The following is a 25,487-nucleotide window of genomic DNA, read 5'->3' on the forward strand; positions in this document are numbered from 1 at the left end:
TCGATGACGGGGCGAAGCAGGGGCAGATGATGGCTGACGATCAATTGTTCGAAGACTTGCCCGAGCAGGATAAGCCACTACCCAAGGGACGCGGCGCGGTGCGGTTGCGAGAACCGGAACGCAGCCAGATGAGCATGCAGGTCGCGGCATTGGACGATCTGGTAGGGGATGATCATCCGGTCCGCGCGGTTTGGTCGTTTGTCGAGGGGCTGGATCTGTCGGCGCTGTACGACGTCATCAAGGCGCGGGAGGGCGAGCCCGGACATCCGCCGGCCTCGCCGAAGCTGATGCTGGCGCTTTGGCTCTGGGCCACGATCGATGGAGTGGGCAGCGCTCGCCAACTGGACCGGCTGTGCCGGGATCATCTGATCTATCGTTGGTTGTGCGGCGGAGTGTCGATGAACTATCACAGCCTGTCGAACTTCCGGATCGCCCATATGGCGGTTCTGGAACGGCTGCTGACACAGGGCGTCGCGTCGATGGTGGACGCTGGATTGGTGTCGCTCGACACCTTGGCGCAGGATGGTTTGCGGGTGCGCGCGGCGGCCGGAGCGGGCTCGTTCCGCCGGCGGCCACGGCTTGATGAGTTGAAGACGGCAGCGCAGACGCGGGTGGAGCGCCTGCGCTTTGAAGTCGAGACCGATCCTGCGGCCGATGATCGGCGTCGGCGTGCGGCAAAGGAGCGTGGCGCCCGCGAGCGTGCGGAGCGGATCGCGGCGGCGCAGGAACGCATGAAGGAGCTGGAAGCCGAGCGGGAGCGGCGAGAGAAAACCAACAAGAAAGAGGTGGCCAAGCAGAAGTCGCCGCGCGCTTCCACCACCGATGCCGACGCACGGGTGATGAAGATGGCCGATGGCGGATGGCGCCCGGCCTACAACACACAGATCGTATCGGCTCCGGAACACCAGGTGATCGTTGCGGTCGATATCGATACCAGCGGCTCGGATCGGGGCTTGGCCCAGCCGGGGATCGAGATGGTGCATGCCGAAGGCTACCAACCCTCCAACTATCTGGTCGATGGCGGCTTCACCAAAAACGAAGCCATTGAGTGGGCCCATGCCAACGGTATAAAAGTGTGGTGTCCGCCAGCGCAGACAAAACACGGCACCGACCCTTATGCCCCTAAGAAAGGTGACGGTGTTGGCGTCGCGGACTGGCGTGAACGCATGAAGAGCGACGATGGCAAGGCGTTCTACCGGCTGCGTTGCGAACACGAATGCATCAACGCCCATGCCCGACGCATGGGCCTGCGCCAGTTATCCCTGCGCGGCAAGATCAAGGCCCGCATCCACCTGTTGTGGTTCGCGGTCGCTCACAACATGATGCGCTTCTTCGCCTTACACGCCAAGGCGCAAGCGGCATAAATAGGCGAGCCCGCACCAATAGGCGCCAACAAAGCCCCCATCAGCGGGCCGGTTCAGCTGAAAACCTTGGGGTCACTGCTCTCCAGGCAATGCAAAGCTCTCTCGGCGGGAGCGAAACATTCTCAAGCTCTGAGGAGCCCGCAAAGGCGGGCATCTCGAAGGATGGCCGCGGGCGATATCCAGGCCTGCATGGTTCGAGACGCGCGAAGACGCGCTCCTCACCATGAGGGTCTGGATGCAGTGGAGATCGGGAAAGCCGCCTTCACTGCGCCAATGCCGGGTGATCCCGCTGCACGGTCTCGCGGATCCAGCTGGCGTGGATCGCGCGAAACAGGATCTGCGCCGTCTTGAGGTCGTTTGCTGTCATGCAGAGATCGACGATGCGACGGACTGCGTCGTCGCGCATCAGTCCGTCCGCGATCTTCATCGCGATTTCCATCGCGACCTTCGCCGCGCGCTCGTAGCGCTCGCTGTCGCGCTTGTCGTTGCGCGCACTGCTTGCCGCGCTCGCCGCCGCGGCGTCACAGATCGCACGGATGCGCTCGGCGGCCTCGATGTCGCCGAGCGGCCGTTCGATCGCTTCGTCCCAGATGTCCCGGCGCGTCTTGCGGGCGAACCACTGCATTGCCTGCTCCGTGGTGAGGGAGCGAGCATAAACGGCGGCCGCGCCGCGCGCTACGCCTCCGGCACGATCTTGCCGGGATTGAAGATGTTTTGCGGATCGAGCGCCTTTTTCAGCGCCCGCATCGCGTCGATCGCCTCGGGGCCGAGCTCCGCCTTGAGGTATTTCTGCTTGCCCTGGCCGATGCCGTGCTCGCCGGTGCAGGTGCCGTCCATGGCCTGCGCGCGCTCGACCAGCCGATGCATGAACTCTTCGCCGCGCGCCATTTCGTCGGCATCGTTGGTGTCGCAGACCAGCGAACAGTGGAAATTGCCGTCACCGACATGGCCGACGATCGGCGACAACAGGTTGAGACGCTTGAGATCTTCCTCGGTCTCGCCGACGCATTCGGCAAGGCGCGAGATCGGCACGCAGACGTCGGTCGCCACCACGCCGATGCTGTCGCCGGGCCGCAGCGCCTTCACCGACCAATAGGCGTCGTGCCGCGCCTGCCACAATTTTGTGCGATCCTCCGGCTTGGTGGTCCAGGAGAAATCGCCGCCGCCACAGTCCTTTGCGATCTCGCCGAAGGCCTTGGACTGTTCGGCGACCTCGATCTCGCTGCCGTGGAATTCCATCAGCAGCAATGGCGTTTCCGGCAGGGTCAGCTTCGAATAAGCGTTGCAGGCCCGCACCTGCGCGGCGTTGAGCAGCTCGATGCGCGCCACGGGAATGCCGGTCTGGATCGCCAGGATCACGGCCTGACACGCCCCGTGCACGGTCTCGAACGACACCGCTCCGGCCGCGATCGTATCGGGGATGCCGCGCAGGCGGATGGTCAGTTCCGAGATGATGCCGAGCGTGCCCTCGGCGCCGACGAACAGATGCGTCAGGTCGTAGCCGGCGGATGATTTCTTCGCACGCGTGCCGGTCGTGATGATCTCGCCGTCGCCGCGGACCACTTTCAGCGCCAGCACACTGTCGCGCATGGTGCCGTAGCGCACCGCGTTGGTACCGGAGGCACGGGTCGAGGCCATGCCGCCGAGGGAGGCATCCGCGCCGGGGTCGATCGGGAAGAACAGGCCCTGGTCGCGCAGGTGCTCGTTGAGCGCCTTGCGGGTGACCCCGGGCTGGATCACGCAGTCGAGGTCCTCGGCATGCACCGCGAGCACCTTGTTCATGTCACGCAGATCGATGCAGATGCCGCCGGCGGGTGCGTTGACCTGGCCCTCGAGCGAGGTGCCGGTGCCGAAGGCGATGACGGGCACGCCGTTTTTTGCGCAGATCCGCACCACGTCCTGGATGTCGGCGGTCTCCTGCGCCATCACCACGCCGTCCGGCGGCTGGTTCACGATCCATGTGGTGGTATGGCCGTGCTGCTCGCGGACGGCCTGCGAGGTGATGAGGCGATTGCCGAACCGCGCGGCAAGCTGCTGCAGCGTGCTCGCGAGGGCTTTCGGCGCCGGCCGCGGCGGATTATTGGTGATGGTCGTACCCACGGACGTTCCTCCCGACGAGACGAACCGTGGCAAAGGACATCTCACCGGTCAAGTCAAGCGACCGGACGCATAGCTGGGGAAGGACACATGCCGGAGACTGCTGCCACGACGATCGAGGGCGCACCGTTCCGCGCCTCGATCATGCAGATCGAGCCGCAATGGATCGACTACAACGGCCATCTCAACATGGCCTATTACAACGTGATGTTCGACCGCGCGATCGACCAGATGTGGCTGACGCTCGGGATCGGCCCGGGCTACATGAAGGAGCGGGGCGGCTCGACCTTCACCGCCGAATGCCACGTGCGGTATTTGCGCGAAATCCACCTCGGCGATCCCGTGCAGGTGTCGGTCTGGCTGCTCGAAGCCGACGACAAGCGGCTGCACACCTTCCAGGAGTTGCGACACGCGACCGAAGGCTGGTTGTCGGCGACCTCCGAAAACATGTCGCTGCACATCGACATGGGCTCACGAAAGGTGGCGGCCTTTCCACCAGACATTCGTGAGCGCATTGCGGCAGTGATCAAGGCCCACAGTGCCGTGCCGCGGCCCGAGGGCATCGGCCGCAACGTGGCGATGCCCTCGAAGCGGTAACGGCTTCCAACTCCTCATCCTGAAGAGCCCGCAAAGCGGGCGTCTCGAAGGATGCAAGGCCACAGCCGGGCCTTCATGGTTCGAGACGCGCGTTCGGCGCTCCTCACCATGAGGATCACATTGCTAGACCCTTGTGCGGCCGCGGGCCAAACCAACAACGGCCGAGACCAGGAACAACACGACCGCGATGAAGAAGATGATCTTGGCGATTTCGATCGACGCGCCGGCGAGGCCGCCAAAGCCAAGGATACCGGCGATCAGGGCGATAACCAGAAACGTCACTACCCAGCTAAGCATGATCCGAACCTCTGTTTCGATGTCTGTCTGCGATCGGCGCGGCTGACGCGCCTCACTTGCAGAACCAATCGCCGATGCGGAACATTGGTTCCGGGTCGCTGGAGCCGGAAATTCGCCTGAGCGACGGGAACAAATTGGCTTTCCGCGCACGTGGAAAACCCCTGCCCGCGGCCCCATATAGGGACCAATCCCTGTTAAGAAGGCTCCCCTTTCACCACCCCGCGGTGCCAACGTGGGGCAAATGATTCGCATGACCGAGCCGAGCAAAATCACGTCCCAGGGCGTCCCCGATCACCAGCCCGCAGCCGGCGGCATCGCCGCGCGCGCGCGCGCCTCCGTGGGTCCGCAATACCTGTCCGGGCTCAATCCGGAACAGCGCGAGGCGGTGGAGACGCTGGACGGCCCGGTTCTGGTGCTGGCCGGCGCCGGCACCGGCAAGACCCGCGTGCTGACCACCCGTATCGCCCATATCCTGAGCCAGGGCCGCGCCCGCCCCTCCGAAATCCTGTCGGTGACCTTCACCAACAAGGCCGCGCGCGAGATGAAGCACAGGCTCGGCCAGATGCTTGGCCATGCCGTCGAAGGCATGCCGTGGCTCGGCACCTTCCACTCCATCGGCGGCCGCATCCTGCGGACCCACGCCGAGCTGGCGCAGCTCAAGTCGAACTTCACCGTGCTCGATGTCGACGATCAGGTGAGGCTGTTGAAGCAGCTGCTGCAAGCCGACAACATCGACGACAAGCGCTGGCCCGCGCGCATGCTGGCCGGCCTGATCGACGGCTGGAAGAACCGCGGCCTGACGCCGTCGCAGGTGCCGTCGGGCGAAGCCGCCGTGTTCGCCAACGGCAAGGGCGGCAAGCTCTATGCGAGCTACCAGGAGCGGCTGAAGATCCTCAACGCCGCCGATTTCGGCGATCTGCTGCTCGAGGACATCCGCATCTTCCGTGAGCACCCGGATATCCTGCGGCAGTACCAGCAGCGTTTCAAATTCATCCTGGTGGACGAGTATCAAGACACCAACGTCGCGCAGTATCTGTGGCTGCGGTTGTTGTCGCAGGCGCCGTCGAAGCCAACCTCACCCACTGTCATTCCGGGGCGGCTCGAAGAGCCGAACCCGGAATCCGGAGATGAGTCCTCAGCTCGAGATTCCGGGTCTGCGCCTTCGGCGCATCCCGGAATGACGGCTGTGCCTGTAGGCCCCACCAAAAACATCTGCTGCGTCGGCGACGATGACCAGTCGATCTATGGCTGGCGCGGCGCGGAGGTCGACAACATCCTGCGCTTCGACCATGATTTCCCCGGAGCCAAGGTCATCCGCCTCGAGCGCAACTACCGCTCGACCGGCCACATCCTCGCCGCCGCCTCGCACCTGATCGCCCACAACGAGGGCCGGCTGGGAAAGACGCTGCGCACCGAGGACCATGACGGCGAGAAGGTCACGGTGACAGGCTCGTGGGATTCGGAAGAGGAAGCCCGCGGCATCGGCGAGGAGATCGAGCAGATCCAGCGCCAGGGCGACAAGCTCAACGAGATCGCGATCCTGGTGCGTGCCTCCTACCAGATGCGCGAGTTCGAGGACCGCTTCGTCACGCTCGGCCTGCCCTATCGCGTCATCGGCGGCCCGCGCTTCTACGAGCGCGCCGAGATCCGCGATGCGCTGGCTTATCTGCGCGTCATCAATTCACCGGCCGACGATCTCGCCTTCGAGCGCATCGTCAACACGCCCAAGCGCGGACTTGGCGATGCCACCGTGCAGATGCTGCACGATCACGCCCGCAAGCGCCGCATTCCGCTGTTCGAGGCGGCGCGCGCGGTGGTCGAGACCGACGAGCTGAAGCCGAAGGCGCGCGGCTCCTTGCGCGACGTCGTCGCCCAGTTCGACCGCTGGCGGGCCCAGCGCGAGGTCACGTCGCACACCGATCTCGCCCAGATCGTGCTCGACGAGAGCGGCTACACCGAGATGTGGCAGAAGGACCGTTCGGCGGACGCGGCGGGCCGGCTGGAAAACCTCAAGGAGCTGGTGCGCTCGATGGAGGAGTTCGAGAACCTGCAAGGCTTCCTCGAGCACATCTCGCTGGTGATGGACCGCGACAGCGGCGCCGACGAGGACGCCGTGTCGCTGATGACGCTGCATTCGGCCAAGGGCTTGGAATTCGACAACGTGTTCCTGCCCGGCTGGGAGGAAGGCCTGTTTCCGAGTCAGCGCACGCTGGACGAACAGGGCCGCGCCGGCCTCGAGGAAGAGCGCCGGCTCGGCCATGTCGGCCTGACCCGCGCCCGCCGCCGCGCCAAGATCTATTTTGCGACCAACCGCCGGATCCATGGCACCTGGTCGACCACGATTCCCTCGCGCTTTCTGGACGAGCTGCCGGCGGCCAATGTCGAGATCACGGAATCCAAGGGCGGCTCGGCCTGGGGCGGCACGGGCGGCTACGGCGCCTCCCGCTTCGACGACATGGAAGCGTTCGGCTCCACCTATTCGACCCCGGGCTGGCAGCGCGCCCAGGCCAATCGCAATCGTGGCGGCGGCGGGGGCGGCAATGGCGGCCGCGGCAGCTTCGAGGAACAGGCCTCGTCGTTTTCGTCCCAGTCGTCCTCGCCCGATTTCGGCAGCTTCTCCTCGCGCCGCCGCGGGCCCCTGACGATCGAGGGCGAGCTGGTGGCCAAATCCACCGGCACGACCTCGGAATTCTCCCTCGCCGACCGCGTCTTCCACCAGAAATTCGGCTATGGCCGCGTCACCAGGATCGACGGCAACAAGCTCACCATCGCCTTCGACAAGGCGGGGGAAAAGAAGGTCGTGGACAGTTTTGTGCAGCGGGCGTGAGGCGGGCATGCCGCACTACATTGCCATCATCGAGGACGCCAGCCCCGACGAAGCCGTTGGCGTGTGGTTTCCCGACCTGCCCGGCTGCATTTCCGGCGGCGACGACGTCGACGAGGCCCTGGAGAATGCGCCCGAGGCACTCGCCTTCTATGCACAGGAACTGATCGCGGACGGCCGCCAGCTTCCCCCGCCGCGGACATTGGACGAGCTCAAGGCCGACCCGGATGTGGCCGACGACCTCGGGAAGCACACGGTCGCCCTGATCGAATGGCCGCCCCTCACCGAGGCCACGGGGTGAGGACTGTTCGCCGCACTGGTCGGACTCTCGACAGTTCAGGTCCGAACAGCCCTTGACCACCGCGAACTTCCCCGTATCAGATGCGGCCATGGTCCGGGGCTCCATCACACTGATCGTACTGGCATTGGGTATGCCGTCGCTTGCAGCGGCGGAGACCATGAGCTTTGGCGATTCGATCGGGATGCTGGCGAAAAGCTGCGGTGCGGAAATCGTCGCCAATTGCCGCGGCGTCAACCCGGATTCGACCCGCCTGAAGGAGTGCCTGTCGCGCAACCGCGACGTGCTCTCCCAGCAGTGCCAGAGCGACTATCTCGGCGCGTTCGACGCGATCCAGAAGCGCGTCGCCGCCCGCGTCACGGTGGCGAACGCCTGCCAGCGCGAGATCGTCAAGGTCTGCGGCGGCTCGACCAAGGAGACCAGCAAGGCGGTCCCCTGCCTGGTCTCGACGCCCAAGGGCATCAGCAACAACTGCCTGAAGGCCGTCGACGACGCGGGGTATCGGTGATGCCAGCGAACAGGCTTTCCACCGCCGGACTATGCATCGCGCTCGGCCTCGCTTTGCTCGCGGGCACAGCCGAAGCGCAGACGGCGCCGCCGACCCGCGACGACATCGTCGGCAAGCTCAACCATTTCGAACAATCCGCCGAGATCGATATCCCCGCGCTGAAGCTGCAGGTGATGGAGCGGGCCAAGGCCAGGATCAAGAACGATCCGGGTCCGGTGAACCGGCCGCTGATCGCGCCTGATCTGGTCAATCTGCCGACCTTCACCGCGCAGATCCAGTTCGACGCCGACACGCCGATCATCCAGCCGGCGTCCTACCAGACCGTCGGGCGCCTCGCCGATGCGCTGGTCCATGCCTCGCTGCTGCCCTACACGTTCCTGATCGTCGGCCATGTCGAATCCAACGCGAAGACGCGCGAGGCCAACGCGATCCTGAGCCAGCGCCGGGCGGACGCGATTCGCGACGTGCTGGTGAACACGTTCAAGATCTCGACCAAGCGGCTGCATCCGATCGGCCTCGGCGAGGAGCAGTTTCTCGACCGGGCTAGGCCGACGTCGGCCGTCAACGGCCAGCTGCAAATCGCAACCTACGCCAAGGTACCGGAGGAAGCGCCTGCGCATCCGGCTGCGACACCTGCGCCTGCGGCGAAAAAGCCCGCCAAGAAGCGCTGAGCACACGCGCCGCGGCGCCTGACGGAACCCTTTGAAGTCCCGATCGTTTTGTGACCTGTCTCACAGCGCGACAGCGCGGTTTCGCGCGACAATCGCGCCGGTTTGTGCACCGCCCTATCAGGTGCTATAGGCTTTTTTCGTCCTTCCCGACCCCATGCTGCACGAGACCGAGATGGCCAGTTATTTTCAACGCCAGCTGGCCGACTACGTCGAATATCATCGCGATCCCTGGAACTGCGCGATGCACGTGGTCGGCATCCTCCTGCTCTTCACCGGCGCCGTGCTGCCGCTGACGCTGGTGCATTTCCCGCTGTTCGGGATCGAGGTGAGCCTCGCCGTGATTCTTGCCCTGCCGGTGCTGGTCTACTGGCTGATGCTGGACGCCGGGATCGGACTCGCCATCCTCGCCGCGATGATCGTGCTGCTTTCGGTCGCAACCGCGATCGGCAATCAGGTCTCGATCGTCATGATGTGGTCGATTTTTGCGGTGCTGATCGGACTTGGCGTCACCGCGCAGATCGTCGGCCACAAGGTTTTCGAGGAGCGGCAGCCGTCGATGGTCGACCACCCCACCCATTTTCTGCTTGGACCGATGTTTGTCATGGCAAAATTATTCATTGCATTGGGCTTCCGTCGCGACCTTGCCGCGATTCTGGCGCCTCTTCCGACCAATTCCCTTTCAACCCGATAGTTCTAGACGCGAAACAGCAAACCTTCTGCATGGCTCTCGTACTGGTTACCGGTGGCAGCGGCTTCATCGGACATCATCTCGTCGAAGCGCTCCGCGCCCGTGGGCAGCGGGTGCGAGTTCTCGACGTCCGTGCGCCGGCCACGCCGTATGCCGACGTTGAATATGCCCAAGGCTCGGTGCTGGACGGCGCCGCGGTCGATGCCGCGATTGCGGGCGTCGATCAAGTCTATCACCTCGCCGGCCTGCCCGGCATGTGGGTCGCCGACAAGCAGGCCTTTCACGACGTCAATTGCCGCGGCACCGAGATCGTGCTCGCGGCCGCGATGAAGCGCGGCGTCTCGCGCTTCCTGCACTGCTCGACGGAATCGATCCTGTTCCCCTATTCCGACCTCAACGGCGTTCCCGCCGAAGAAGCGCTGCAGCCGGCCGATGCGATGCCGGGCGCCTATACGCGGTCGAAATCGCTGGCCGAGCATTGCGCCGCGAAGGCCGCAGCCGCGGGCTTCCCGCTGGTGATCGGCACCCCGACCATGCCGATCGGTGCCGCCGACCATAATCTGACGCCGCCGACCGCGATGCTGTGGTACTTCCTGCAGAAGAAAGTGCAGCCGCATCTCGACTTCCCGGTCAATCTCGTCGACGTCCGCGACGTTGCCATGGGCCTCGTGCTGACCATGGAACGCGGGCGTAACGGCCAGCGCTACATCCTCGGCGGCGACTGCGTCAGGCTCGGCCAGATTCTGCGGATGATGTCCGCGATGAGCGGCCGCCGGCAATTCCCGGTCGTCGTTCCCGGCAAGATGGCCGAGCTGTCGGGCATCATGCTCGAATATCTCTCCGACCGCATCACGCGCAGGCCGCCCAACGGCACCGCCGAGGGCGTGCGCATCGCGCTCGCCGCGAGCGACCTCTCGATCGGCAAGGCGCGCACCGAACTCGGCTACGCACCGCGCCCGATCGAGCCGGTCCTGCGCGAGACCATCAGCCATCTTCTCGCCCGCGGCACCGCGCTTGCCTCCGGCGCCATCGAGCATCACGCGCTCTCCTCGCGCGCCAGCTGAGCTGCCGCCCAACCCAAAGAACCTTTCCGCATGTCCTTCGATTTCAGCAAGCTTCTCTCTGTCGCCTGGGGTGGTTGGACCACGACCTGGCCGACGCAACTGCTCGCCCTGATCTGGCTCGCCTGGCTCGCAAGCTGGGTCGGCGCCTCGTTCTGGCAGGGCCGCACCCAGAAGCAGGTGATGACGCTGGAGTCCGGCCGCTATCGCATCCCGATCCTGGTCGGCGGCATCCTGTTCACGCCCTGGACCGCGGAAGTGCTCGGCGAAAAGCCGCTCTGGGTGTTCAGCAATACAGCCGTCTACGTCGTGGCGCTGATCGTGCTGGCCGGCATCTCCTTCACCTGGTGGGGACGGCTGCATCTCGGACAATTCTGGTCCAACACCATCACCCACAAGCAAGACCATCGCGTCATCGACACCGGCCCGTACGGCATCGTTCGCCATCCCATCTACACCGGCCTGATCCTCGGCATGCTGGTGACCGGCATCGCGGTCGGCACGGTCACCGCGATCCTCGGCGCGATCCTGATCTCGCTCGGCATGTGGCAGAAGGGCCGGATGGAAGAGGTGTTCCTGTCCAAGGAGCTCGGCGAAGACGCCTACGGCGCCTACTGCCGCCGCGTGCCGATGATCATCCCGTTCCTGTCGCCACGGTGAGAGCGTAAGCGCTTCGCTCTTGCCTCTACATCGCCAGCAACGATGCCGCTGCTAATTCCGTCATCCCCGCGCAATGGCGAAGCCATTGTCGCTGGAGGTGCGAGGTTTGCGATGCGAATGCATCGCGAGCCGAGCCTCGAAGGATGCACGGCCGGGATGCAGCCGGGCCGCTCATCCTTCGAGGCTCCCCATGCGTCGCTTCGCGCCCCATGGCTCGCACCTCAGGATGACGGCGATGGATTAGCGCCCTCGGAACATTCCGGCCGAGGAACCGCCCTTGCTCCAGCCCGTTAGCCCCTCGATACCTGCCACACACCGCAGAGCATCGAGCCATGTCCGACGCCTACGATTATTTTCGCGAGCACGCGATCGCCGCCGTCCGCAAGGCCCGGGCGCTGCCGCCCGGGCGGCCGAAGCAGAAGCAGCGCACGGTGGCGCGTGTCTATCATCTGCTGTCCAGGGAGGCCGCGCTCGCGCCGAACATCCATCATCTGGATGATTTTCGCGCGGCACGCCGGGCGGAGCGGCAGATCGGCCGCTGATCTCCGGACCCAGCCTGTCGGGATTGGTCCCATGCAAATTCGAACGGCTGCCATTCCACGGGAATAGAGCCCCGCGGCCCGTCGCACAGGTTGACGTCTGCCCCGCCAGCCCGTTGGATGCGCGCGCAAACAGGGGCCTCTCATGACTTTTTCCAGCATCTTTGCGCAGTTCGTTGCGCTTCTCGGTGGCATCGCGCTGCAATGGCGGAAGCTGTCGGGCACCGTGCCTGCGCCGGCCTGGGGTCAGTCGCCCGCCATTCCCGAAGCCAAGCCGCAAGGCGCCATCCCGACACTGAAGATGCCGACGGCGCGGGGCTGGAGCGAAGGACAGAAGCCGACGGTCGCCCCCGGGCTCAAGGTCAACGCCTTCGCGACCGGCCTCGACCATCCGCGCTGGATCGAGGTGCTGCCCAATGGCGACGTGCTGATCGCGGAGGCGACGCAGATCGCGGGGGCGCCGCGGTCCGTATTTCACTACGCGATGCAGGCGACGATGCGGCGCGCCGCCGCGCTCGGCGTCAGCGCCAACCGCATCACGCTGCTGCGCGACAAAGACGGCGACGGCGTCGCGGAGTATCGCGGCGCGTTCATGGAAAATCTCAGCCAGCCGTTCGGTATGGCGCTGGTCGGCGACACCTTCTATGTCGGCAACACCGACGGCGTGATGGCCTTCCCGTACGTGGCGAATGCCGATCGCATCACCGCGCCGGGCAAGCGCCTTACCACTTTCAAGCCGAGCGGCCACTGGACCCGCAGCCTGCTCGCAAGTCCCGACGGCAAGAAGCTCTATGCCGGCGTCGGCTCGCTCAGCAACATCGCCGAGATGGGTATGGAGGTCGAGGAAGGCCGCGCCGCGGTCTATGAGCTCGACCTTGTCGCCGGCACGCACCGCATCTTCGGCGCCGGCCTGCGCAACCCGGTTGGTCTCGCCTGGGAGCCGACGACCGGTGTGCTCTGGACCGTCGTCAACGAGCGCGACGGCCTCGGCGACGAAACGCCGCCGGACTATCTGACCTCGGTACGCGACGGCGGCTTCTACGGCTGGCCCTATTGCTACTGGGGCAAGACGGTGGACGACCGCGTGCCGCAGGATCCGGCGATGGTCGCCAAGGCGCTCACGCCCGACTACGCACTCGGCGGCCACACCGCCTCGCTCGGCCTGTGCTGGATGCCGGCGGGCACGCTGCCCGGCTTCCCGGACGGCATGGCGATCGGCCAGCACGGCTCGTGGAATCGCAGCACGCTGTCCGGCTACAAACTGGTGTTCATCCCGTTCGAGAACGGCAAGCCTTCGGGTGCCGCACGCGACATCCTGTCCGGCTTCCTGGCCCCGGATGAGAAGGAATCCTACGGCCGCCCGGTCGGCGTCGTGATCGGTCCCGACAAGAAATCGCTGCTGATGGCCGATGACGTCGGCAACGTGATTTGGCGTGTGACGGGCGCGTAACCGCGACGGAGGTGCGTTCCCTCCCCCCTTGTGGGGGAGGGCTAGGGAGAGGGGTAGCCCAGGAAGAGGTGCTCGTTCCTGCCGATGCACTGGTCGGTGTGCGACGAAAGAATCCCCGTGTGGCACCCCCCTCCCTGCCCCTCCCCCACAAGGGGGGAGGGAACGGAGAGAGCGATGCTGTTGGTCGAACCTGACTCGACCTCAACTCGTCACGGTCTGAAACTTACGTCCCGACGCAGAGCGTGGCGCGCTGCTTGCGGAGCAGCGCGATCACCGACAGCGCCGTGATCAACCCGGTCTTGGGATTTTCGGAGGGGATGTTCTCGATTGACATCGAGAAGCGCGCCGAATCCGCCTCGACCTCGATGCGGTGAACATTGCGCGTCACGGTCGGATCGGCCCAGATTTGCACCTGGGTGCGATCCGGCCCGACGCCCGCGAGCGACAGCGCGACCGCAACGTTGAGATTGGCCGGAAAGCCTTTTGCGGCCTCGCGCGCCGTGCCCTCGAACAGCTTCAGCGGCTCGCCCAGCTTGTCGATATCGATGTTGTTCTGGACGATGAACGGCGCGCCCTTCAAGCCGTCGATCGGCTTGCGTGTCACCATCTTCACCGAATGGATGGTGCCGATCGCAGCCGCGTTGACGGCGTCGAGCCCGATCAGCGCGCCGGTCGGCACCATGATGCGGCCGCCATTGGCGCGGGCGAGATCGACAAGATCGAAATTATCGAGCAGCCCACCGACGCTGACGACGACCGCGGCCTTGCCGCGTTTCACAGCGGGCTCGACGATCGCACGCAGTTGGCTGCTCGGCGCGCATTCGACGACGATGTCGGCGGCGTCGCCGAGCTGGTCGAGCGGCAATACGGATGGCGGACGACGCAGGCTGCCGAGCAATTTCTGATGCTTTGCGGGATCGCGCACCGCCACGGCGGAGAGCGTCAGTCCCTCGATGCCCTGATCGAGCGCGGTCGCGATCTTGGTGCCGATCGAGCCGAGCCCCGCGATGGCAACCCGCAATTCATTCGAAGCTCTCGGTTCAATCATCGCATCACCCCTCTCGCCCAGCCGATGTCATAGCGCCTCAGGCGTCGCGCGCATAGCTGCGCAGACGCGTCTCGAGCACGGACAGCATTGCGTCGCGGGCCGGATCACGCGAGCCGCGCAGCCATGCGGCAGCGAGCGGCAGCCGGCCGACGGGCCCGATCTGCTTTGGCCGCAGCGGTACGAAGCGCACGCCTGATACCGCCATCCGCGTGGTCCAGCGCGGCACGATCGCGACCCCGAGCCTGGTTGCGACGAGATTGATGATCGTCTGCTTCTCGTCGGCGACCTGCACAATACGCGGCGTGAGGCCTGCCTGCTCGAACAGTCTTATCGTGAGGTCGTGGCTGTGCGGCCGCGAGCGACGATCCGGCACCAGCATCGCCTCCTCGGCGATCTCCGCCAGCGTGATCGACTTGCGTTTGGCCAGCGCGTGGCGCTGCGGGAAGGCCACGATGGCTGTCTCCTGCAGCAGATCGCGGAATTCAAGCCGCTTGTCCCGCTGAGCCGGCGGACGCACGAAGGCAAGATCGAGTGCGCCGGTCAAAATCTTCGGCAAGAGCCGGACGGTCTTCTCCTCCAGAAGCTGCACCGCGATATCAGGATGCTTTGCGCGAAAATCGCGCAGCAACGCCGGCAACAGTCCGGCCGCAGCACTGTCGACGGCGCCGACCCGGAGTTTTCGAGCAGCGCCCGGGCGCGCGCGATTGCGCAGATTGCTCTCGACCGCCTCGACGCGGGCGAGGATGGCACGGGCATCGCGCAGCAGCGTCGCGCCATCTTCCGTCAGCGAAACCGCACGCGTCGTCCGCGCGAACAGCCGCGTACCCAGATCCTGCTCCAGCAGCTTGATCTGGCGGCCGAGTGCGGAGGGCAGCATCTGGAGATGCTGCGCCGCGCGGCCGAAATGCAACTGCTCGGCCGCCGCCACGAAGCATCGCAACTGATGCAATTCCATCCACCGGTCCTCTGATCCTGTGACGGGATTATATCATTTTTTTGTATAAACCAGTGCCGATTGAGTTCCTGCCCCTCCCTGCCTAGGTTCCTTGACGTCACGCAATCCCACCGACATCTGGACGGAGCATCCTCATGCGTACCCATTCGATTGCAGCGATCCCCGCCGACGGCATCGGCCCCGAGGTCATCTCCGCCGGAGTCCGCGTGCTGGAGGCGCTGGCAAAACGCAGCGGCGACCTCGCTTTCAACATCAAGACGTTCGACTGGGGTTCGGACTATTACAAGAAGCACGGCGTGATGATGCCGGCCGACGGCCTCGCGGAGCTCAAGAAGTTCGACGCGATCTATTTCGGCGCGGTCGGTGCGCCCGACGTGCCCGATCACATCACGCTGTGGGGCCTGCGCCTGCCGATCTGCCAGGGCTTTGACCAATATGCCAATGTGCGGCCGACCAAGATCTTGCCGGGCGTCGCCTCGCCGCTGCGCAATGTCGGCGTCGGCGACCTCGACTGGGTGATCGTGCGCGAGAATTCGGAGGGCGAATATGCCGGCATGGGCGGTCGCGCCCACAGGGGTCTCCCGGAAGAGGTCGGCACCGAGGTCGCGGTGTTCACCCGCGTCGGCGTGACGCGGATCATGCGCTATGCGTTCGAGCTCGCGCGATCGCGTCCGCGCAAGTTCCTGACCGTGGTGACCAAGTCGAACGCCCAGCGTCATGGCATGGTGATGTGGGACGAGATCGCCGCCGAGGTCGCGGGAGAATTCCCTGATGTGACCTGGGACAAGATGCTGGTTGACGCCATGACGGTGCGCATGACGCTGCATCCAAAGAGCCTCGATACCATCGTCGCGACCAATTTGCACGCCGACATCCTCTCCGACCTCGCGGGCGCGCTGGCGGGCAGCCTCGGTGTGGCGCCGACCGGCAACATCGATCCGCAGCGCCGCTTCCCCTCGATGTTCGAGCCGATCCACGGCTCGGCCTTCGACATCACCGGCAAGGGCATCGCCAACCCGGTCGCGACGTTCTGGACCGGCGCACAGATGCTGGAGCATCTGGGCGAGAAGGACGCGGCGGCGCGGCTGATGGCGGCGGTGGAGAAAGTATGTGCAGCCGGCGTGCTCACGCCTGACGTCGGCGGCAAGGCGACGACGAAGGACGTGACGGATGCCGTGATCGAGGCGATCCACGGATCGAACGTGTAGTCCGAGGTGCGTCTCCTGCCTCCCCCGTTCTACCGGGGAGAGGGTTGGGGCGGGAGGCGCCGGGGATTTCCAAAAAATTTTGGACCCCCCTCTTGAAACCAAAACGGGCTTTTTTTATTTTTCCGCTGCCGCCGAGAGGTGGCGTTCCCGACGCCTGTAGGGTCGGGAAGCTGAGACGGGCACCGGTCGTGTCCGGTGTCGTTCGTATCCATTTTGCTCCTTGGAGGATCTGGCTATGCGCACTTACGACTTCTCTCCCTTGTGGCGTTCGACCGTCGGCTTCGACCGCCTTTTCGACCTCGTTGAAACGGCACAGCGTGCCGGCGAGGACAACTATCCTCCCTACAACATCGAGCGCGTCGGCGAGGATCGTTACCAGATTTCGCTTGCGATTGCGGGCTTTGCACCCAACGAGGTCACGGTGACGGCCGAGCAGAACGCGGTGACCGTCGAGGGAAACAAGCCGGACAGAACCGAACGCGAATATCTCTACCGGGGCATTTCCGCGCGGCCGTTCAAGCGGCAGTTTAACCTGGCCGATTATGTTCAGGTGCACAGCGCCTCGTTCGAGAACGGCCTGCTCAAGATCGAACTGGTCCGGGAAATCCCTGAAGCCATGAAGCCGCGGCGAATTGCCATCAATGCCGCGCCGTCCGGCAACGTGCATCAACTCGAGGGCAAAGCCGCCTGAATTCGGTCTGTCGGAGACCTGCGTGATCCCGTCCGAACGTCGGGCGGGATCGACCATGGCCTTCGATCGCGTACCCGAATGCAAGTCAGAGGTTTAGAGAAAGGAGGAGGACCTCTCATGCTCGATCATGTCGACAACATCATCGATCTGAATGCGATATTGCACCCTGGCTCTGTCTATGATCATCCCCGCGACGTCATAGCCGATCCAACTCTGTCGATCGGCGAGAAGCGTGCGATCCTCGCGTCCTGGGCTTCGGACGCAGCCAGCGTCGCCTCAAATCCGACATTGCGGGAGCTGCCCGGCTCGAACAAAGCCGTCACCATCGACGAAATTCTGGAAGCGCTCGCGAGCCTCGACCACCATCCGAAGGGACCTCCGGGTGGCAAGCCGGTCCGCACGCGATCCGTCGAACGAACCGGCCTCGCAGCCTAAGGCCACGACAGTTCAACGGGGTTGCGATGATGCTTGATGAAGAGCTGGCCTTGTTGCGCGGCCACCGCAGCAACATCAGCCGCTATCAGCGGTTGCTCAAGACCGAGCTGACCGAGTTCGAACGGCGGTTCATCGAGAGACGTGTGTCCGAGGAACGTTCGGCGATCGAGAAGCTCGCCGTCTCTGCTTTTCCGCTCACCTTTCAGGCTCCGAACCGGGCGATTGGGAACGCAACGACGCGCCTGACGGCAAGCAGCCACGGGTAATCGACATGCCCGAACACCTCCCGACATTCGAAGTGTTCCTGAAGAAATGCGGTCGAAGGACATGGCGGTGGCGTGTCTGCACGACGGAAGGACGCCTGGTCATGCACGGCTTCGAAAACGGCCGACCCGCCGCCAAATATGCGGCTGAAAGGGCATTGTTTCTGATGCTTCTCGCCGCGCCCTATCGCCCGGCGGGCCGGGCTTCCGCCACGGCGCGCTCCTCCCTGGCGACACCCGCATCAAGATCGCTGCCGCGGCACAAGATGCGTGAATGACAGGGGCCGCGTGGGATGGTGCCTGGCATCAGCCAAGCCCATCCCGGCCACCTCCATTGCTGACGCTTACCGCCGTCCGGGCGGTGGGGTCGCCATGGCAGCTGTCGGGTCCGGCGGCGTCAGGTGGCGCGGGACGATGATGGACTGGCCGGGGGTAAGTGTTGCGTTCTCCGGCAACGAGTTGCTCTGCGCGAGCGACCACAACGGCACGCGATTGGCTGCCGCGATGCTCTCCATGGTGTCGCCCCGGCGCACCGGTAGCCGCACGCCACTGTCCCACAATTCGACGAGCGTATTCGCCGGCACGAGATAGCGCAGCGGCACGGCATCCACCTGCGTCTGGGGCGGAATGCGCGGCAACTGCGTGACCATATCGACGATCTGACGGTGGATGTCGTCGGACTTCTCGATGTTGATGTGGCTGACCCGCGCGTTCTCCTTCAGGTCATAGCTCGCATAGTGACCGCGATAGCCCGGCACCGCGACCACGTTGCCGCCGCCAAGCACGCTGTCGGAGAGGTAGATGTTGATGAAGCGCTCGACATTGAGCGGCACGTCGCCGGTCGCATGCGCGGGATCGATGGTGATGACGAGGCTGATCGGGACGTTCTCCTTGGCCGCCATCTCCGAGATGACGATCGAGCAAAGGCCGCCCATCGAATGCCCGATCAGCACGATCGGCGCCGGCGTTTCCTTGTAGCTGGAGATGGCACGTTCGCCGATCCATCGGCAGATGGTGAATTCATAGACGTTGGCCGAAAAGCCGGCCTGCGTTAGCTTCTCTTCGAGCCGGTCCATGCCGGTGGAGAAGAACGGCCCCATGGCGCCACGGAACAGGTAGATTTTCGGCGGCGGCAATGGCTCGAACGGTGGGGGGGGCGGTGGCGCGGCGGGTGCGGCCGCGGCGGGCTTCGTCTTGGCAGGTGAGGCAACGGCCGTCCCGGTGTTCAAGGCGAGCAGCGCAACGGCTGCCAGCGCGAGGAGTCGCCTCAAATCGATCATCAGTCCAGCAGTCCCACTCCGGGAGGCTGCAGCCTCCCCCAAAGGCGCTTAGTGACGGCCGATTGGGTGGAATTTGGGGCACGGAACCAGGGCTCGATCGCCGCTGATTTGAGCATCTCGATGCCCAATCACTGGATGCTCTTGAGCCTGCTGCGGTGGGCGGCCTGTTTCGCGCGGTTGCCGCAGACAGCCATGATGCACCATCGCCGCGCGCGCCTGCGCGTGTGGTCGGCGAACAGCATGGTGCAGTTGTGACCCTCGCACGCCTTGACGTTGGAAAAGTCCTCCTCGCAGACGAACTTCGCCATGGCTTCGCCAACCGGCAGCAATAGCGCTTCCGGTGATCGCCAGCGCCGCTTCATTCGCAATGCGAGAGCGTCGCCATCGTCATGCCCGGGCTCGATCCGGCTGAACGCTTCGTCGCGCTCCAGCAGGCTGTTCAATGGACCGAGCTCGCGCAATGCATCCGTCGTCAGCGGCCGGCCCGCATGCTTACGCACGAATCCCCTGAACCATTCGCGCAAGGCGCGCGCTTGATCCGCGACCTTGTCCAACTCGTCCGGCGTGGCGCGGGCCGTCAGCGCGTGCAGATCATCCGCCGGCACCAGCTTCGCCTGCGCCAGCCAGTCGATCAGGCCCTCGCCATCGTCGATCCAGTCCACGGGCGTATCGACCGGCGTCGCCACCGAGTTGAGGAAGTCGAGGCCGAGCGAGTCGGCGATGAACATGGCAGGCGGGCGGTCCATGAGCGGTCCTTGGCCGGTCGGGAGAACATGGGCATAGATAACCAGTTAAAACGGCATTGACAAGTTACGACGCCTGATAGTAACCTCTTAACCAGCTCTTATACGGTTACTTCAAATGGAGAATGTCATGGCCTCAATCACGTACCGCAGCGCGGATGTCGACGGTTTCAAAGTGGCCTATCGCGAGGCCGGTCTTGTCGGAGCGCCAAAACTCCTGCTGCTGCATGGCTTCCCCAGCGCAGGCCACATGTTTCGCGACCTCATCCCGCTGCTTGCCGACAGGTTTCATATCGTCGCGCCCGACCTTCCCGGCTTTGGCCAATCCGACATGCCTTCGCGCGAAGGCTTCCGCTACACGTTCGACAATGTCGCACGCGTGATCGAACGCTTCGCCGAAGTGATCGGCTTCGACCGGTTCGCGGTCTACGTCTTCGACTACGGCGCGCCGACTGGGTTCCGGCTTGCGCTCAGTCACCCCGAGCGGATCACGGCGATCATCTCGCAGAACGGCAACGCCTATGAGGATGGCCTCAGCGACGGCTGGACACCGATCAAGGCCTATTGGCAGGATCCGTCGCCCGCGAATCGCAATGCGCTGCGCGCCTTCCTCACACCGGAAGCGACGCGCTGGCAGTACACGCATGGCGTCCCCGATCCGACGACCGTGTCACCGGACGGACAGAATCTCGACAATTTCTACCTTGCGCGCCCGGGCGCGGATGACGTGCAGCTCGATCTCATGGGCGACTACAAGAGCAACGTCGCGCTCTATCCCGCCTTTCAGGACTATTTCCGCAAGCACAAGCCGCCGTTCCTCGCGGTCTGGGGCAAGAACGATCCGTTCTTCATTCCGCCCGGCGCCGAAGCGTTCAAACGCGACAATCCGAGCGCCGTGGTGCAGTTCTTTGACACCGGTCATTTTGCGCTGGAGACGCACGCGAAGGAGATCGCGGACAGCATTCGTACCTTCCTGACGTAACGGGGGCTGTCCTCCGCGAAATTTACGCCGCCAGGCTCTGCTGATCGCGGAATGCACTGATCGCCATGTGGACGAGATGCAGCTTGCCCTTGACCGCCGGCGATATGTCGAAGGGATATGCGTCGCTCATCCCAAGCGAGCGGTTGAGTTCGTTGATGCTGCGGGCAAGCGGCATCCACAGGGCCAGGAGTGCCTCGAAGTCGCTCTCGAGATAGGGATCCGTCAAGGTCTGGCGGGCGCGCTCGTCGAGCGACAACGGCAAACCTGCCAGCGAGTCGAGCGTCGACACGATATGCAGGAAATGCGCGAACGTTTCCGCCCAATCCTCCCAGGGATGGGACGTGGCGTACTCGCTGATGAAGCCGCTTCGGTCGTATGAACGATCGGCGCGGCTGTAATAGGAGTTGATCGCAGCCTGATAGTCCTGCGCCTGGTCACCGAAGATCAGCTTGAACGGGGCCTGGAATGTCGTGCCGTCAACGAGCAGGTCCCAATAGAAGTGACCGATCTCGTGCCGGAAATGCCCAAGCAGCGTGCGGTACGGCTCCCGGAATGCCACGCGGCGAGATTCTCGCTCGACATCGTCGGCCTCCGCAAGACTGAGCGTGATCAGGCCCGAGAGATGCCCCGTCAGGATCGGACTGGCCTCGTCCGAGAGAATGTCGAACGCCAATGCTGCGCCGCTGCGCGATGCGAGCGGAAGCCTGAGGCGACTGAGATCATAGAGAAGACGGCGCTTGGCTTCCTCCATGCGGCGCCAGAGCATGACGTTTCTGGTGCTGCCGAGATTTGGCGTGGTGCGGGTGAGGCGGCATGAGCCGCAATACCAGTCCGCGCCCTCGACACACCAGTTGCAGCCGATGATCTCGCGGTTACGGCAAGCTTGATGAGATGCAAGTTTCGCCATCTCGATGCGCGAGGAATCGAACGCCAGCTCGGTGCTGCAATTCGCGCACGCGACGTGCTCGAACGAGACAGGATGGCGGCATGACGGGCACTGAAAAAATTTCACGTGGACTGGCCCCAGACAGACGGCACACCGGAACACCGGCCTGTCAATCGAACTTTTAACTCTTGCGACCGTCGCGGTTGCCGGCCAGCAACGCCCGCTGCGTTCGGAGCGCGTGCTGTCTCAACAGGCCGGCACGCGTCGCGCTCAACTGGCGCGATTGAGGCTGCGGCTTTTTCTCAAGGACATTTTCGGAAACAGGGCGACCGGCCCATGCCCGCTCGGGCTGAACCGCCATGGGGCCGACGTTTCGTTTCCTTGTCATGGTGTGACAACACCAGATCGGGTGCCGAGTTCCCTTCCTTCGACCGGCAGGTGCTCAAGCCTTGTCCTGTGCAGACGTCTGGCTTGTGCAGATACGACAATGCCGCCGTCGGGGTGACGGCGGCATTGTCAATTCAGCGGCTTGCCGCGAAGGGCTTAATTCCGGGGAGCCGTTGCCGCCGCCGACCGCGCCGGCCTGGGCGCACCGGGTTCAGCAACTGGAGCAGGTGCGCGCGAGCGCATGATTGCGGCGTCGATCTCGGCAATCACGCGGCGCTGTATCGCCTCGTTCTTGTCGATCGAGATGTGGCCGACGCCGGATCCCCGGACGTCGACATTGTCGAGCTTGCCGCGCAGGCCGGCCGCGGCCCGCACCGGCTCGCCGGGACCATCACCGATATAGATGTTGATGTAGCGTTCGGCGCCGGTAGAGAGTTTGGTCTTGAACACGGAGTCGAGGCCCACCGCGAGCTTCACGGGCACGCCGAGCTGGTTGAGCTTGGCGATCATGTCCGGCAGTGCGGTCGCGCCGGAGGAGTGTCCGACCAGCACGATGGTCTTGAGCCGGCCGGCCTTATAGGCGGTCGCGGCCTCATCGGCGAGCGACGACCACGACACGAAATTCGCGACGGTTACCGGGATGCCCTGCGCCTGAAGGCGGGCGCCGATCGTGTCGAGCCCGAGCGAGAAGATGTTGAGCACGCCGCGGAGCAGGTAGACATGCGTGGTCGCGACCGCAGCCTGGCTCGGCGCCGCCTTGGCGGTGGTCGGGCTGATGGCAACAGCTGACAGCAGGAGCAGGCCCATCGCCCACGCGCGGAAGGCGGACAACTGGCTCACGCCGGCGGTATGACGGCCGTTAAGACTCATCGATCTTTTCCCTGGGAATATGCTTCGCCGGAATCGTAGCCCTGGCCCGCTCGCAGACGCAACAAAGAGCCGCGTGAACGACGATCTTAGCAGCAAGCCGTGACCATCGCGCAACACTTACCCGAAACCTGCCACGGAAGGGCCTGTTTTGGGGCCATTTTTCTCCGGCTAATTGCAGCCGCGCAAGGGCCTTCCTATCTCAGGGCTCCGCTGACCCGCCCCTCCCGGCAGGTTCCAGCCTCCCTCCCCAGCCTTAGCCCCTCAGACTTGCGGCCATCATGTCCTCCATCATTTCCGTCGCCAATTTGTCGAAGACCTATGGGTCCGGCTTCAAGGCGCTCAAGAACGTCAATCTCGACATCAAGCGCGGCGAAATCTTCGCGTTGCTCGGCCCCAACGGCGCCGGCAAGACCACGCTGATCTCGATCATCTGCGGCATCGCCAATCCGAGCGAAGGCATGGTCCTCGTCGGCGGCGAGAACATCCAGACCTCCTATCGCAAGGCGCGCTCGCTGATCGGTCTGGTGCCGCAGGAATTGCACACCGATGCCTTCGAGAGCGTGTGGGCGACCGTGAGCTTCTCCCGCGGGCTGTTCGGCAAGCCGAAGAACCCCGATCATATCGAGAAGGTGCTGAAGGACCTCTCGCTGTGGGACAAGAAGGACAGCAAGATCATCACACTCTCCGGCGGCATGAAGCGTCGCGTGATGATCGCGAAAGCGCTGTCGCACGAGCCGCAGATCCTGTTCCTGGACGAGCCGACCGCCGGCGTCGACGTCGAGCTGCGCAAGGGCATGTGGGAGGTGGTGCGCACGCTCCAGCAATCCGGCGTCACCATCATCCTGACCACGCATTACATCGAGGAAGCCGAGGAGATGGCCGACCGCATCGGCGTCATCAACAAGGGCGAGATCGTGCTGGTCGAGGACAAGGCCACCTTGATGCAGAAGCTCGGCAAGAAGCGGCTGACGCTGCATCTGCAAGGCAAGCTCGATGCCCTGCCGGAGAGCCTCGGGCATTACGAGCTCGACCTCTGCGACGGCGGCGCCACGCTGGTCTACGACTACGACACCAAGGGCGAGCGCACCGGCATCACCAGCCTGCTCGGCGACCTCCGCACCGCCGGCATCCGCTTCAACGATCTCGACACGACGCAATCGTCGCTCGAGGACATCTTCGTCGATCTCGTGAGGGCGTCATGAACTACCGGGCTGTCCGCGCCATCTATCTGTTCGAAATGGCGCGCACCTGGCGAACGCTGCTGCAAAGCATCGTGTCGCCGGTGGTCTCGACCTCGCTGTATTTCGTGGTGTTCGGCGCGGCCATCGGCTCGCGCATCAGCCAGGTCGAGGGCGTCAGCTACGGCACCTTCATCGTGCCGGGCCTGATCATGCTCTCGGTGCTGACGCAGAGCATCGCCAACGCCTCGTTCGGCATCTACTTCCCGAAATTCACCGGCACGATCTACGAGATCCTGTCGGCGCCGATCTCCTATTTCGAGATCGTGCTCGGCTATGTCGGCGCGGCGGCGACCAAATCGATCGTCCTCGGCCTGATCATCCTCGCCACGGCCGGCCTGTTCGTGCCGCTGCACATCCATCATCCGGTCTGGATGCTGGCCTTCCTGGTGCTGACGGCGGTGACGTTCAGCCTGTTCGGCTTCATCATCGGCATCTGGGCCGACGGGTTCGAAAAGCTGCAGATGATCCCGATGCTGGTGGTGACGCCACTGACCTTCCTCGGCGGCAGCTTCTATTCCATCGACATGCTGCCGCCCGCCTGGCGCACGGTGGCGCTGCTCAATCCGGTCGTCTATCTGATCTCCGGCTTCCGCTGGAGTTTCTACGAGATCGCGGACGTCAGCATGGCCGTCAGCATCGGCATGACGACGGCGTTCCTGGTGATCTGTCTGGTGGTGATCTGGTGGATTTTCCGCACGGGGTATCGGTTGAAGAACTGACCGAGAGGCGCAGCCCGGATGGAGCGTAAGCGTAATCCGGGACAGGCGCGGCTTTCAGACGATAGAGGCCCCGAATTGCGCTTCGCTCCATCCGGGCTACGACGACATCACCGATAGCAGTGGAAGCGGTTGTATCCGTCGTAATAGCCGCGGCAGCGACGGTGTCCGCGATGGGGAATGCCGAACACCCCCTCGACCGCGCCGACGGCACCGCCGACACCGGCGCCGACCGCACCACCCACCACGCCGCCGACGGGGCCGGCGATCCGGTTGCCTTCATAAGAACCTTCCTGGGCGCCCCGAACGATGCCTTGGGCATGACCAGGCTGTGGGACGCAGGACAGCGCGGCCAGAATGGCGGCACCAGCGAAGAGCAGACGGAAAGGCAGACCAGCCGGCCGTGAAGCGGCGGCGACGCAAACTTTGTTCATCTTCATTCCCAAAGGTAAAACCGGCCGCGGAAGCCGCCGGTCGAGGCAGGTCACTCCTAACCCCGATGCAGCCAAATGGTTGCGCCATTGTGACGAATTGTCGGCGTTGTGAACGCATCTCCGGCTCGCGAAAATGTCAGCACCGCCGCTGGCGTTGCGGCACAAAGCGGCCTTGCTTACGCCGGGCGTCCCGTTAACGATGGGTGGGCAGGCCGCTGGAACGAAAGCCGGATTGCAGGCATAATGCACGCCGGGGGACGGAGAGCCGCGGCGCCTAGTGTGAACAGGCCGGAG

General features: G+C 64.4%; 28 protein-coding genes. 18 read left to right on the forward strand and 10 right to left on the reverse strand.

What is annotated here, in order from left to right; translation table 11 throughout:
* The first annotated feature begins 26 nt into the window (after positions 1-26).
* On the forward strand, positions 27-1,364 hold the full coding sequence (locus BRA471DRAFT_RS27900; RefSeq protein WP_007610752.1) for an IS1182-like element ISBrsp10 family transposase: 1,338 nt from the start codon (positions 27-29) through the stop codon (positions 1,362-1,364).
* A 262-nt stretch (positions 1,365-1,626) separates the two neighbouring features.
* Here the strand turns inward: BRA471DRAFT_RS27900 and BRA471DRAFT_RS27905 are convergent, their stop codons facing one another.
* Positions 1,627-1,989, reverse strand: coding sequence for a hypothetical protein (locus BRA471DRAFT_RS27905; protein WP_007613445.1), 363 nt, complete (start codon positions 1,987-1,989; stop codon positions 1,627-1,629).
* A gap of 50 nt (positions 1,990-2,039) precedes the next feature.
* On the reverse strand, positions 2,040-3,464 hold the full coding sequence (locus BRA471DRAFT_RS27910) for an FAD-binding oxidoreductase (RefSeq protein ID WP_007613446.1): 1,425 nt from the start codon (positions 3,462-3,464) through the stop codon (positions 2,040-2,042).
* An 87-nt stretch (positions 3,465-3,551) separates the two neighbouring features.
* Here BRA471DRAFT_RS27910 and BRA471DRAFT_RS27915 point away from each other — a divergent pair, with 87 nt between their 5' ends.
* Entirely contained in the window at positions 3,552-4,058 is a 507-nt protein-coding gene (locus tag BRA471DRAFT_RS27915) for a thioesterase family protein (RefSeq protein ID WP_007613447.1), read from the forward strand.
* A gap of 123 nt (positions 4,059-4,181) precedes the next feature.
* Here BRA471DRAFT_RS27915 and BRA471DRAFT_RS37180 read toward each other — a convergent pair whose 3' ends face one another.
* Positions 4,182-4,355, reverse strand: a complete 174-nt coding sequence (locus BRA471DRAFT_RS37180; RefSeq protein WP_007613448.1) for a DUF1328 domain-containing protein — start codon at positions 4,353-4,355, stop codon at positions 4,182-4,184.
* Positions 4,356-4,596: 241 nt separating this feature from the next.
* On the opposite strand from BRA471DRAFT_RS37180, the gene BRA471DRAFT_RS27925 reads away from it, so the two are divergent.
* The 9 genes from BRA471DRAFT_RS27925 (at position 4,597) to BRA471DRAFT_RS27965 (ending at position 13,054) form a co-directional block, all read left to right on the forward strand.
* Complete coding sequence (locus BRA471DRAFT_RS27925) at positions 4,597-7,182, forward strand: ATP-dependent helicase (protein ID WP_007613449.1); 2,586 nt, start codon at positions 4,597-4,599, stop codon at positions 7,180-7,182.
* A 7-nt stretch (positions 7,183-7,189) separates the two neighbouring features.
* A complete protein-coding gene (locus BRA471DRAFT_RS27930; protein WP_007613451.1) occupies positions 7,190-7,480 on the forward strand; it encodes a type II toxin-antitoxin system HicB family antitoxin in 291 nt (96 codons plus the stop codon).
* A gap of 88 nt (positions 7,481-7,568) precedes the next feature.
* Positions 7,569-7,985, forward strand: coding sequence for a hypothetical protein (locus tag BRA471DRAFT_RS39145; protein ID WP_035974344.1), 417 nt, complete (start codon positions 7,569-7,571; stop codon positions 7,983-7,985).
* Complete coding sequence (locus tag BRA471DRAFT_RS39150; protein WP_007613458.1) at positions 7,985-8,656, forward strand: OmpA family protein; 672 nt, start codon at positions 7,985-7,987, stop codon at positions 8,654-8,656. The genes BRA471DRAFT_RS39145 and BRA471DRAFT_RS39150 overlap by 1 nt, the downstream gene beginning before the upstream one ends.
* 154 nt (positions 8,657-8,810) lie before the next feature.
* Positions 8,811-9,347, forward strand: coding sequence for a DUF962 domain-containing protein (locus BRA471DRAFT_RS27945; RefSeq protein ID WP_007613460.1), 537 nt, complete (start codon positions 8,811-8,813; stop codon positions 9,345-9,347).
* Positions 9,348-9,376: 29 nt separating this feature from the next.
* Complete coding sequence (locus BRA471DRAFT_RS27950) at positions 9,377-10,408, forward strand: NAD-dependent epimerase/dehydratase family protein (protein ID WP_007613462.1); 1,032 nt, start codon at positions 9,377-9,379, stop codon at positions 10,406-10,408.
* 30 nt (positions 10,409-10,438) lie between these two features.
* On the forward strand, positions 10,439-11,065 hold the full coding sequence (locus BRA471DRAFT_RS27955; RefSeq protein WP_007613464.1) for an isoprenylcysteine carboxylmethyltransferase family protein: 627 nt from the start codon (positions 10,439-10,441) through the stop codon (positions 11,063-11,065).
* Positions 11,066-11,397: 332 nt separating this feature from the next.
* Positions 11,398-11,607, forward strand: coding sequence for a hypothetical protein (locus tag BRA471DRAFT_RS27960; protein ID WP_007613466.1), 210 nt, complete (start codon positions 11,398-11,400; stop codon positions 11,605-11,607).
* Between the two features lie 142 nt (positions 11,608-11,749).
* Positions 11,750-13,054 carry a sorbosone dehydrogenase family protein gene (locus tag BRA471DRAFT_RS27965; protein WP_007613468.1) on the forward strand — a complete coding sequence of 435 codons (1,305 nt, stop codon included), beginning with the start codon at positions 11,750-11,752 and terminating at the stop codon, positions 13,052-13,054.
* Between the two features lie 223 nt (positions 13,055-13,277).
* Here the strand turns inward: BRA471DRAFT_RS27965 and BRA471DRAFT_RS27970 are convergent, their stop codons facing one another.
* Entirely contained in the window at positions 13,278-14,102 is an 825-nt protein-coding gene (locus BRA471DRAFT_RS27970; RefSeq protein ID WP_007613470.1) for an aspartate dehydrogenase, read from the reverse strand.
* A gap of 37 nt (positions 14,103-14,139) precedes the next feature.
* The gene (locus BRA471DRAFT_RS27975; protein WP_007613478.1) at positions 14,140-15,057 is read right to left on the reverse strand and encodes a LysR substrate-binding domain-containing protein; all 918 of its coding nucleotides are present in this window, start codon (positions 15,055-15,057) and stop codon (positions 14,140-14,142) included.
* A gap of 134 nt (positions 15,058-15,191) precedes the next feature.
* Between BRA471DRAFT_RS27975 and BRA471DRAFT_RS27980 the strand changes: the two genes are divergently transcribed.
* From BRA471DRAFT_RS27980 to BRA471DRAFT_RS27995, 4 genes are all read left to right on the forward strand, one after another.
* Positions 15,192-16,265, forward strand: coding sequence for a tartrate dehydrogenase (locus BRA471DRAFT_RS27980; RefSeq protein ID WP_007613479.1), 1,074 nt, complete (start codon positions 15,192-15,194; stop codon positions 16,263-16,265).
* 235 nt (positions 16,266-16,500) lie between these two features.
* Positions 16,501-16,956, forward strand: coding sequence for an Hsp20 family protein (locus BRA471DRAFT_RS27985; RefSeq protein ID WP_007613480.1), 456 nt, complete (start codon positions 16,501-16,503; stop codon positions 16,954-16,956).
* A gap of 117 nt (positions 16,957-17,073) precedes the next feature.
* Positions 17,074-17,391 (forward strand): hypothetical protein, encoded by a 318-nt coding sequence (locus tag BRA471DRAFT_RS27990; RefSeq protein ID WP_007613481.1) that lies wholly within the window; start codon positions 17,074-17,076, stop codon positions 17,389-17,391.
* Positions 17,392-17,417: 26 nt separating this feature from the next.
* Positions 17,418-17,657, forward strand: a complete 240-nt coding sequence (locus BRA471DRAFT_RS27995; protein ID WP_007613483.1) for a hypothetical protein — start codon at positions 17,418-17,420, stop codon at positions 17,655-17,657.
* A gap of 341 nt (positions 17,658-17,998) precedes the next feature.
* Here BRA471DRAFT_RS27995 and BRA471DRAFT_RS28000 read toward each other — a convergent pair whose 3' ends face one another.
* Together BRA471DRAFT_RS28000 and BRA471DRAFT_RS28005 are read right to left on the reverse strand one after the other, a co-directional pair.
* Positions 17,999-18,934 carry a LysM peptidoglycan-binding domain-containing protein gene (locus BRA471DRAFT_RS28000; protein ID WP_007613489.1) on the reverse strand — a complete coding sequence of 312 codons (936 nt, stop codon included), beginning with the start codon at positions 18,932-18,934 and terminating at the stop codon, positions 17,999-18,001.
* Positions 18,935-19,062: 128 nt separating this feature from the next.
* Entirely contained in the window at positions 19,063-19,680 is a 618-nt protein-coding gene (locus tag BRA471DRAFT_RS28005; RefSeq protein WP_007613491.1) for an ABATE domain-containing protein, read from the reverse strand.
* 127 nt (positions 19,681-19,807) lie between these two features.
* On the opposite strand from BRA471DRAFT_RS28005, the gene BRA471DRAFT_RS28010 reads away from it, so the two are divergent.
* Complete coding sequence (locus BRA471DRAFT_RS28010; RefSeq protein WP_007613492.1) at positions 19,808-20,659, forward strand: alpha/beta fold hydrolase; 852 nt, start codon at positions 19,808-19,810, stop codon at positions 20,657-20,659.
* 22 nt (positions 20,660-20,681) lie between these two features.
* Here BRA471DRAFT_RS28010 and BRA471DRAFT_RS28015 read toward each other — a convergent pair whose 3' ends face one another.
* Positions 20,682-21,671, reverse strand: coding sequence for a putative zinc-binding metallopeptidase (locus BRA471DRAFT_RS28015; RefSeq protein ID WP_007613493.1), 990 nt, complete (start codon positions 21,669-21,671; stop codon positions 20,682-20,684).
* Between the two features lie 417 nt (positions 21,672-22,088).
* A complete protein-coding gene (locus BRA471DRAFT_RS28020; RefSeq protein WP_007613494.1) occupies positions 22,089-22,802 on the reverse strand; it encodes a hypothetical protein in 714 nt (237 codons plus the stop codon).
* Positions 22,803-23,080: 278 nt separating this feature from the next.
* On the opposite strand from BRA471DRAFT_RS28020, the gene BRA471DRAFT_RS28025 reads away from it, so the two are divergent.
* On the forward strand, positions 23,081-24,004 hold the full coding sequence (locus tag BRA471DRAFT_RS28025; protein ID WP_007613497.1) for an ABC transporter ATP-binding protein: 924 nt from the start codon (positions 23,081-23,083) through the stop codon (positions 24,002-24,004).
* The gene (locus tag BRA471DRAFT_RS28030) at positions 24,001-24,762 is read left to right on the forward strand and encodes an ABC transporter permease (protein ID WP_007613498.1); all 762 of its coding nucleotides are present in this window, start codon (positions 24,001-24,003) and stop codon (positions 24,760-24,762) included. The genes BRA471DRAFT_RS28025 and BRA471DRAFT_RS28030 overlap by 4 nt, the downstream gene beginning before the upstream one ends.
* A gap of 107 nt (positions 24,763-24,869) precedes the next feature.
* Here BRA471DRAFT_RS28030 and BRA471DRAFT_RS28035 read toward each other — a convergent pair whose 3' ends face one another.
* Complete coding sequence (locus BRA471DRAFT_RS28035; protein WP_007613499.1) at positions 24,870-25,193, reverse strand: hypothetical protein; 324 nt, start codon at positions 25,191-25,193, stop codon at positions 24,870-24,872.
* Positions 25,194-25,487 lie beyond the last annotated feature (294 nt).

Origin of the sequence: Bradyrhizobium sp. WSM471, from assembly GCF_000244915.1 — a bacterium.
Lineage (GTDB): Bacteria > Pseudomonadota > Alphaproteobacteria > Rhizobiales > Xanthobacteraceae > Bradyrhizobium.

Excerpts from the sequence above, each read along its gene's own strand:
- BRA471DRAFT_RS27925 (WP_007613449.1), top strand. The coding sequence starts at position 4,597 with ATGATTCGCATGACCGAGCCGAGCAAAATCACGTCCCAGGGCGTCCCC.
- BRA471DRAFT_RS39150 (WP_007613458.1), top strand. The coding sequence starts at position 7,985 with ATGCCAGCGAACAGGCTTTCCACCGCCGGACTATGCATCGCGCTCGGC.
- BRA471DRAFT_RS27950 (WP_007613462.1), top strand. The coding sequence starts at position 9,377 with ATGGCTCTCGTACTGGTTACCGGTGGCAGCGGCTTCATCGGACATCAT.
- BRA471DRAFT_RS27990 (WP_007613481.1), top strand. The coding sequence starts at position 17,074 with ATGCTCGATCATGTCGACAACATCATCGATCTGAATGCGATATTGCAC.
- BRA471DRAFT_RS27985 (WP_007613480.1), top strand. The coding sequence starts at position 16,501 with ATGCGCACTTACGACTTCTCTCCCTTGTGGCGTTCGACCGTCGGCTTC.
- BRA471DRAFT_RS28020 (WP_007613494.1), bottom strand. The coding sequence starts at position 22,802 with ATGAGTCTTAACGGCCGTCATACCGCCGGCGTGAGCCAGTTGTCCGCC.
- BRA471DRAFT_RS27975 (WP_007613478.1), bottom strand. The coding sequence starts at position 15,057 with ATGGAATTGCATCAGTTGCGATGCTTCGTGGCGGCGGCCGAGCAGTTG.
- BRA471DRAFT_RS28010 (WP_007613492.1), top strand. The coding sequence starts at position 19,808 with ATGGCCTCAATCACGTACCGCAGCGCGGATGTCGACGGTTTCAAAGTG.
- BRA471DRAFT_RS28000 (WP_007613489.1), bottom strand. The coding sequence starts at position 18,934 with ATGATCGATTTGAGGCGACTCCTCGCGCTGGCAGCCGTTGCGCTGCTC.
- BRA471DRAFT_RS27930 (WP_007613451.1), top strand. The coding sequence starts at position 7,190 with ATGCCGCACTACATTGCCATCATCGAGGACGCCAGCCCCGACGAAGCC.
- BRA471DRAFT_RS27900 (WP_007610752.1), top strand. The coding sequence starts at position 27 with ATGATGGCTGACGATCAATTGTTCGAAGACTTGCCCGAGCAGGATAAG.
- BRA471DRAFT_RS27995 (WP_007613483.1), top strand. The coding sequence starts at position 17,418 with ATGATGCTTGATGAAGAGCTGGCCTTGTTGCGCGGCCACCGCAGCAAC.
- BRA471DRAFT_RS27980 (WP_007613479.1), top strand. The coding sequence starts at position 15,192 with ATGCGTACCCATTCGATTGCAGCGATCCCCGCCGACGGCATCGGCCCC.
- BRA471DRAFT_RS27970 (WP_007613470.1), bottom strand. The coding sequence starts at position 14,102 with ATGATTGAACCGAGAGCTTCGAATGAATTGCGGGTTGCCATCGCGGGG.
- BRA471DRAFT_RS28030 (WP_007613498.1), top strand. The coding sequence starts at position 24,001 with ATGAACTACCGGGCTGTCCGCGCCATCTATCTGTTCGAAATGGCGCGC.
- BRA471DRAFT_RS27965 (WP_007613468.1), top strand. The coding sequence starts at position 11,750 with ATGACTTTTTCCAGCATCTTTGCGCAGTTCGTTGCGCTTCTCGGTGGC.
- BRA471DRAFT_RS27915 (WP_007613447.1), top strand. The coding sequence starts at position 3,552 with ATGCCGGAGACTGCTGCCACGACGATCGAGGGCGCACCGTTCCGCGCC.
- BRA471DRAFT_RS27945 (WP_007613460.1), top strand. The coding sequence starts at position 8,811 with ATGCTGCACGAGACCGAGATGGCCAGTTATTTTCAACGCCAGCTGGCC.
- BRA471DRAFT_RS27905 (WP_007613445.1), bottom strand. The coding sequence starts at position 1,989 with ATGCAGTGGTTCGCCCGCAAGACGCGCCGGGACATCTGGGACGAAGCG.
- BRA471DRAFT_RS28035 (WP_007613499.1), bottom strand. The coding sequence starts at position 25,193 with ATGAACAAAGTTTGCGTCGCCGCCGCTTCACGGCCGGCTGGTCTGCCT.
- BRA471DRAFT_RS27955 (WP_007613464.1), top strand. The coding sequence starts at position 10,439 with ATGTCCTTCGATTTCAGCAAGCTTCTCTCTGTCGCCTGGGGTGGTTGG.
- BRA471DRAFT_RS28025 (WP_007613497.1), top strand. The coding sequence starts at position 23,081 with ATGTCCTCCATCATTTCCGTCGCCAATTTGTCGAAGACCTATGGGTCC.
- BRA471DRAFT_RS28005 (WP_007613491.1), bottom strand. The coding sequence starts at position 19,680 with ATGGACCGCCCGCCTGCCATGTTCATCGCCGACTCGCTCGGCCTCGAC.
- BRA471DRAFT_RS39145 (WP_035974344.1), top strand. The coding sequence starts at position 7,569 with ATGGTCCGGGGCTCCATCACACTGATCGTACTGGCATTGGGTATGCCG.
- BRA471DRAFT_RS27960 (WP_007613466.1), top strand. The coding sequence starts at position 11,398 with ATGTCCGACGCCTACGATTATTTTCGCGAGCACGCGATCGCCGCCGTC.
- BRA471DRAFT_RS37180 (WP_007613448.1), bottom strand. The coding sequence starts at position 4,355 with ATGCTTAGCTGGGTAGTGACGTTTCTGGTTATCGCCCTGATCGCCGGT.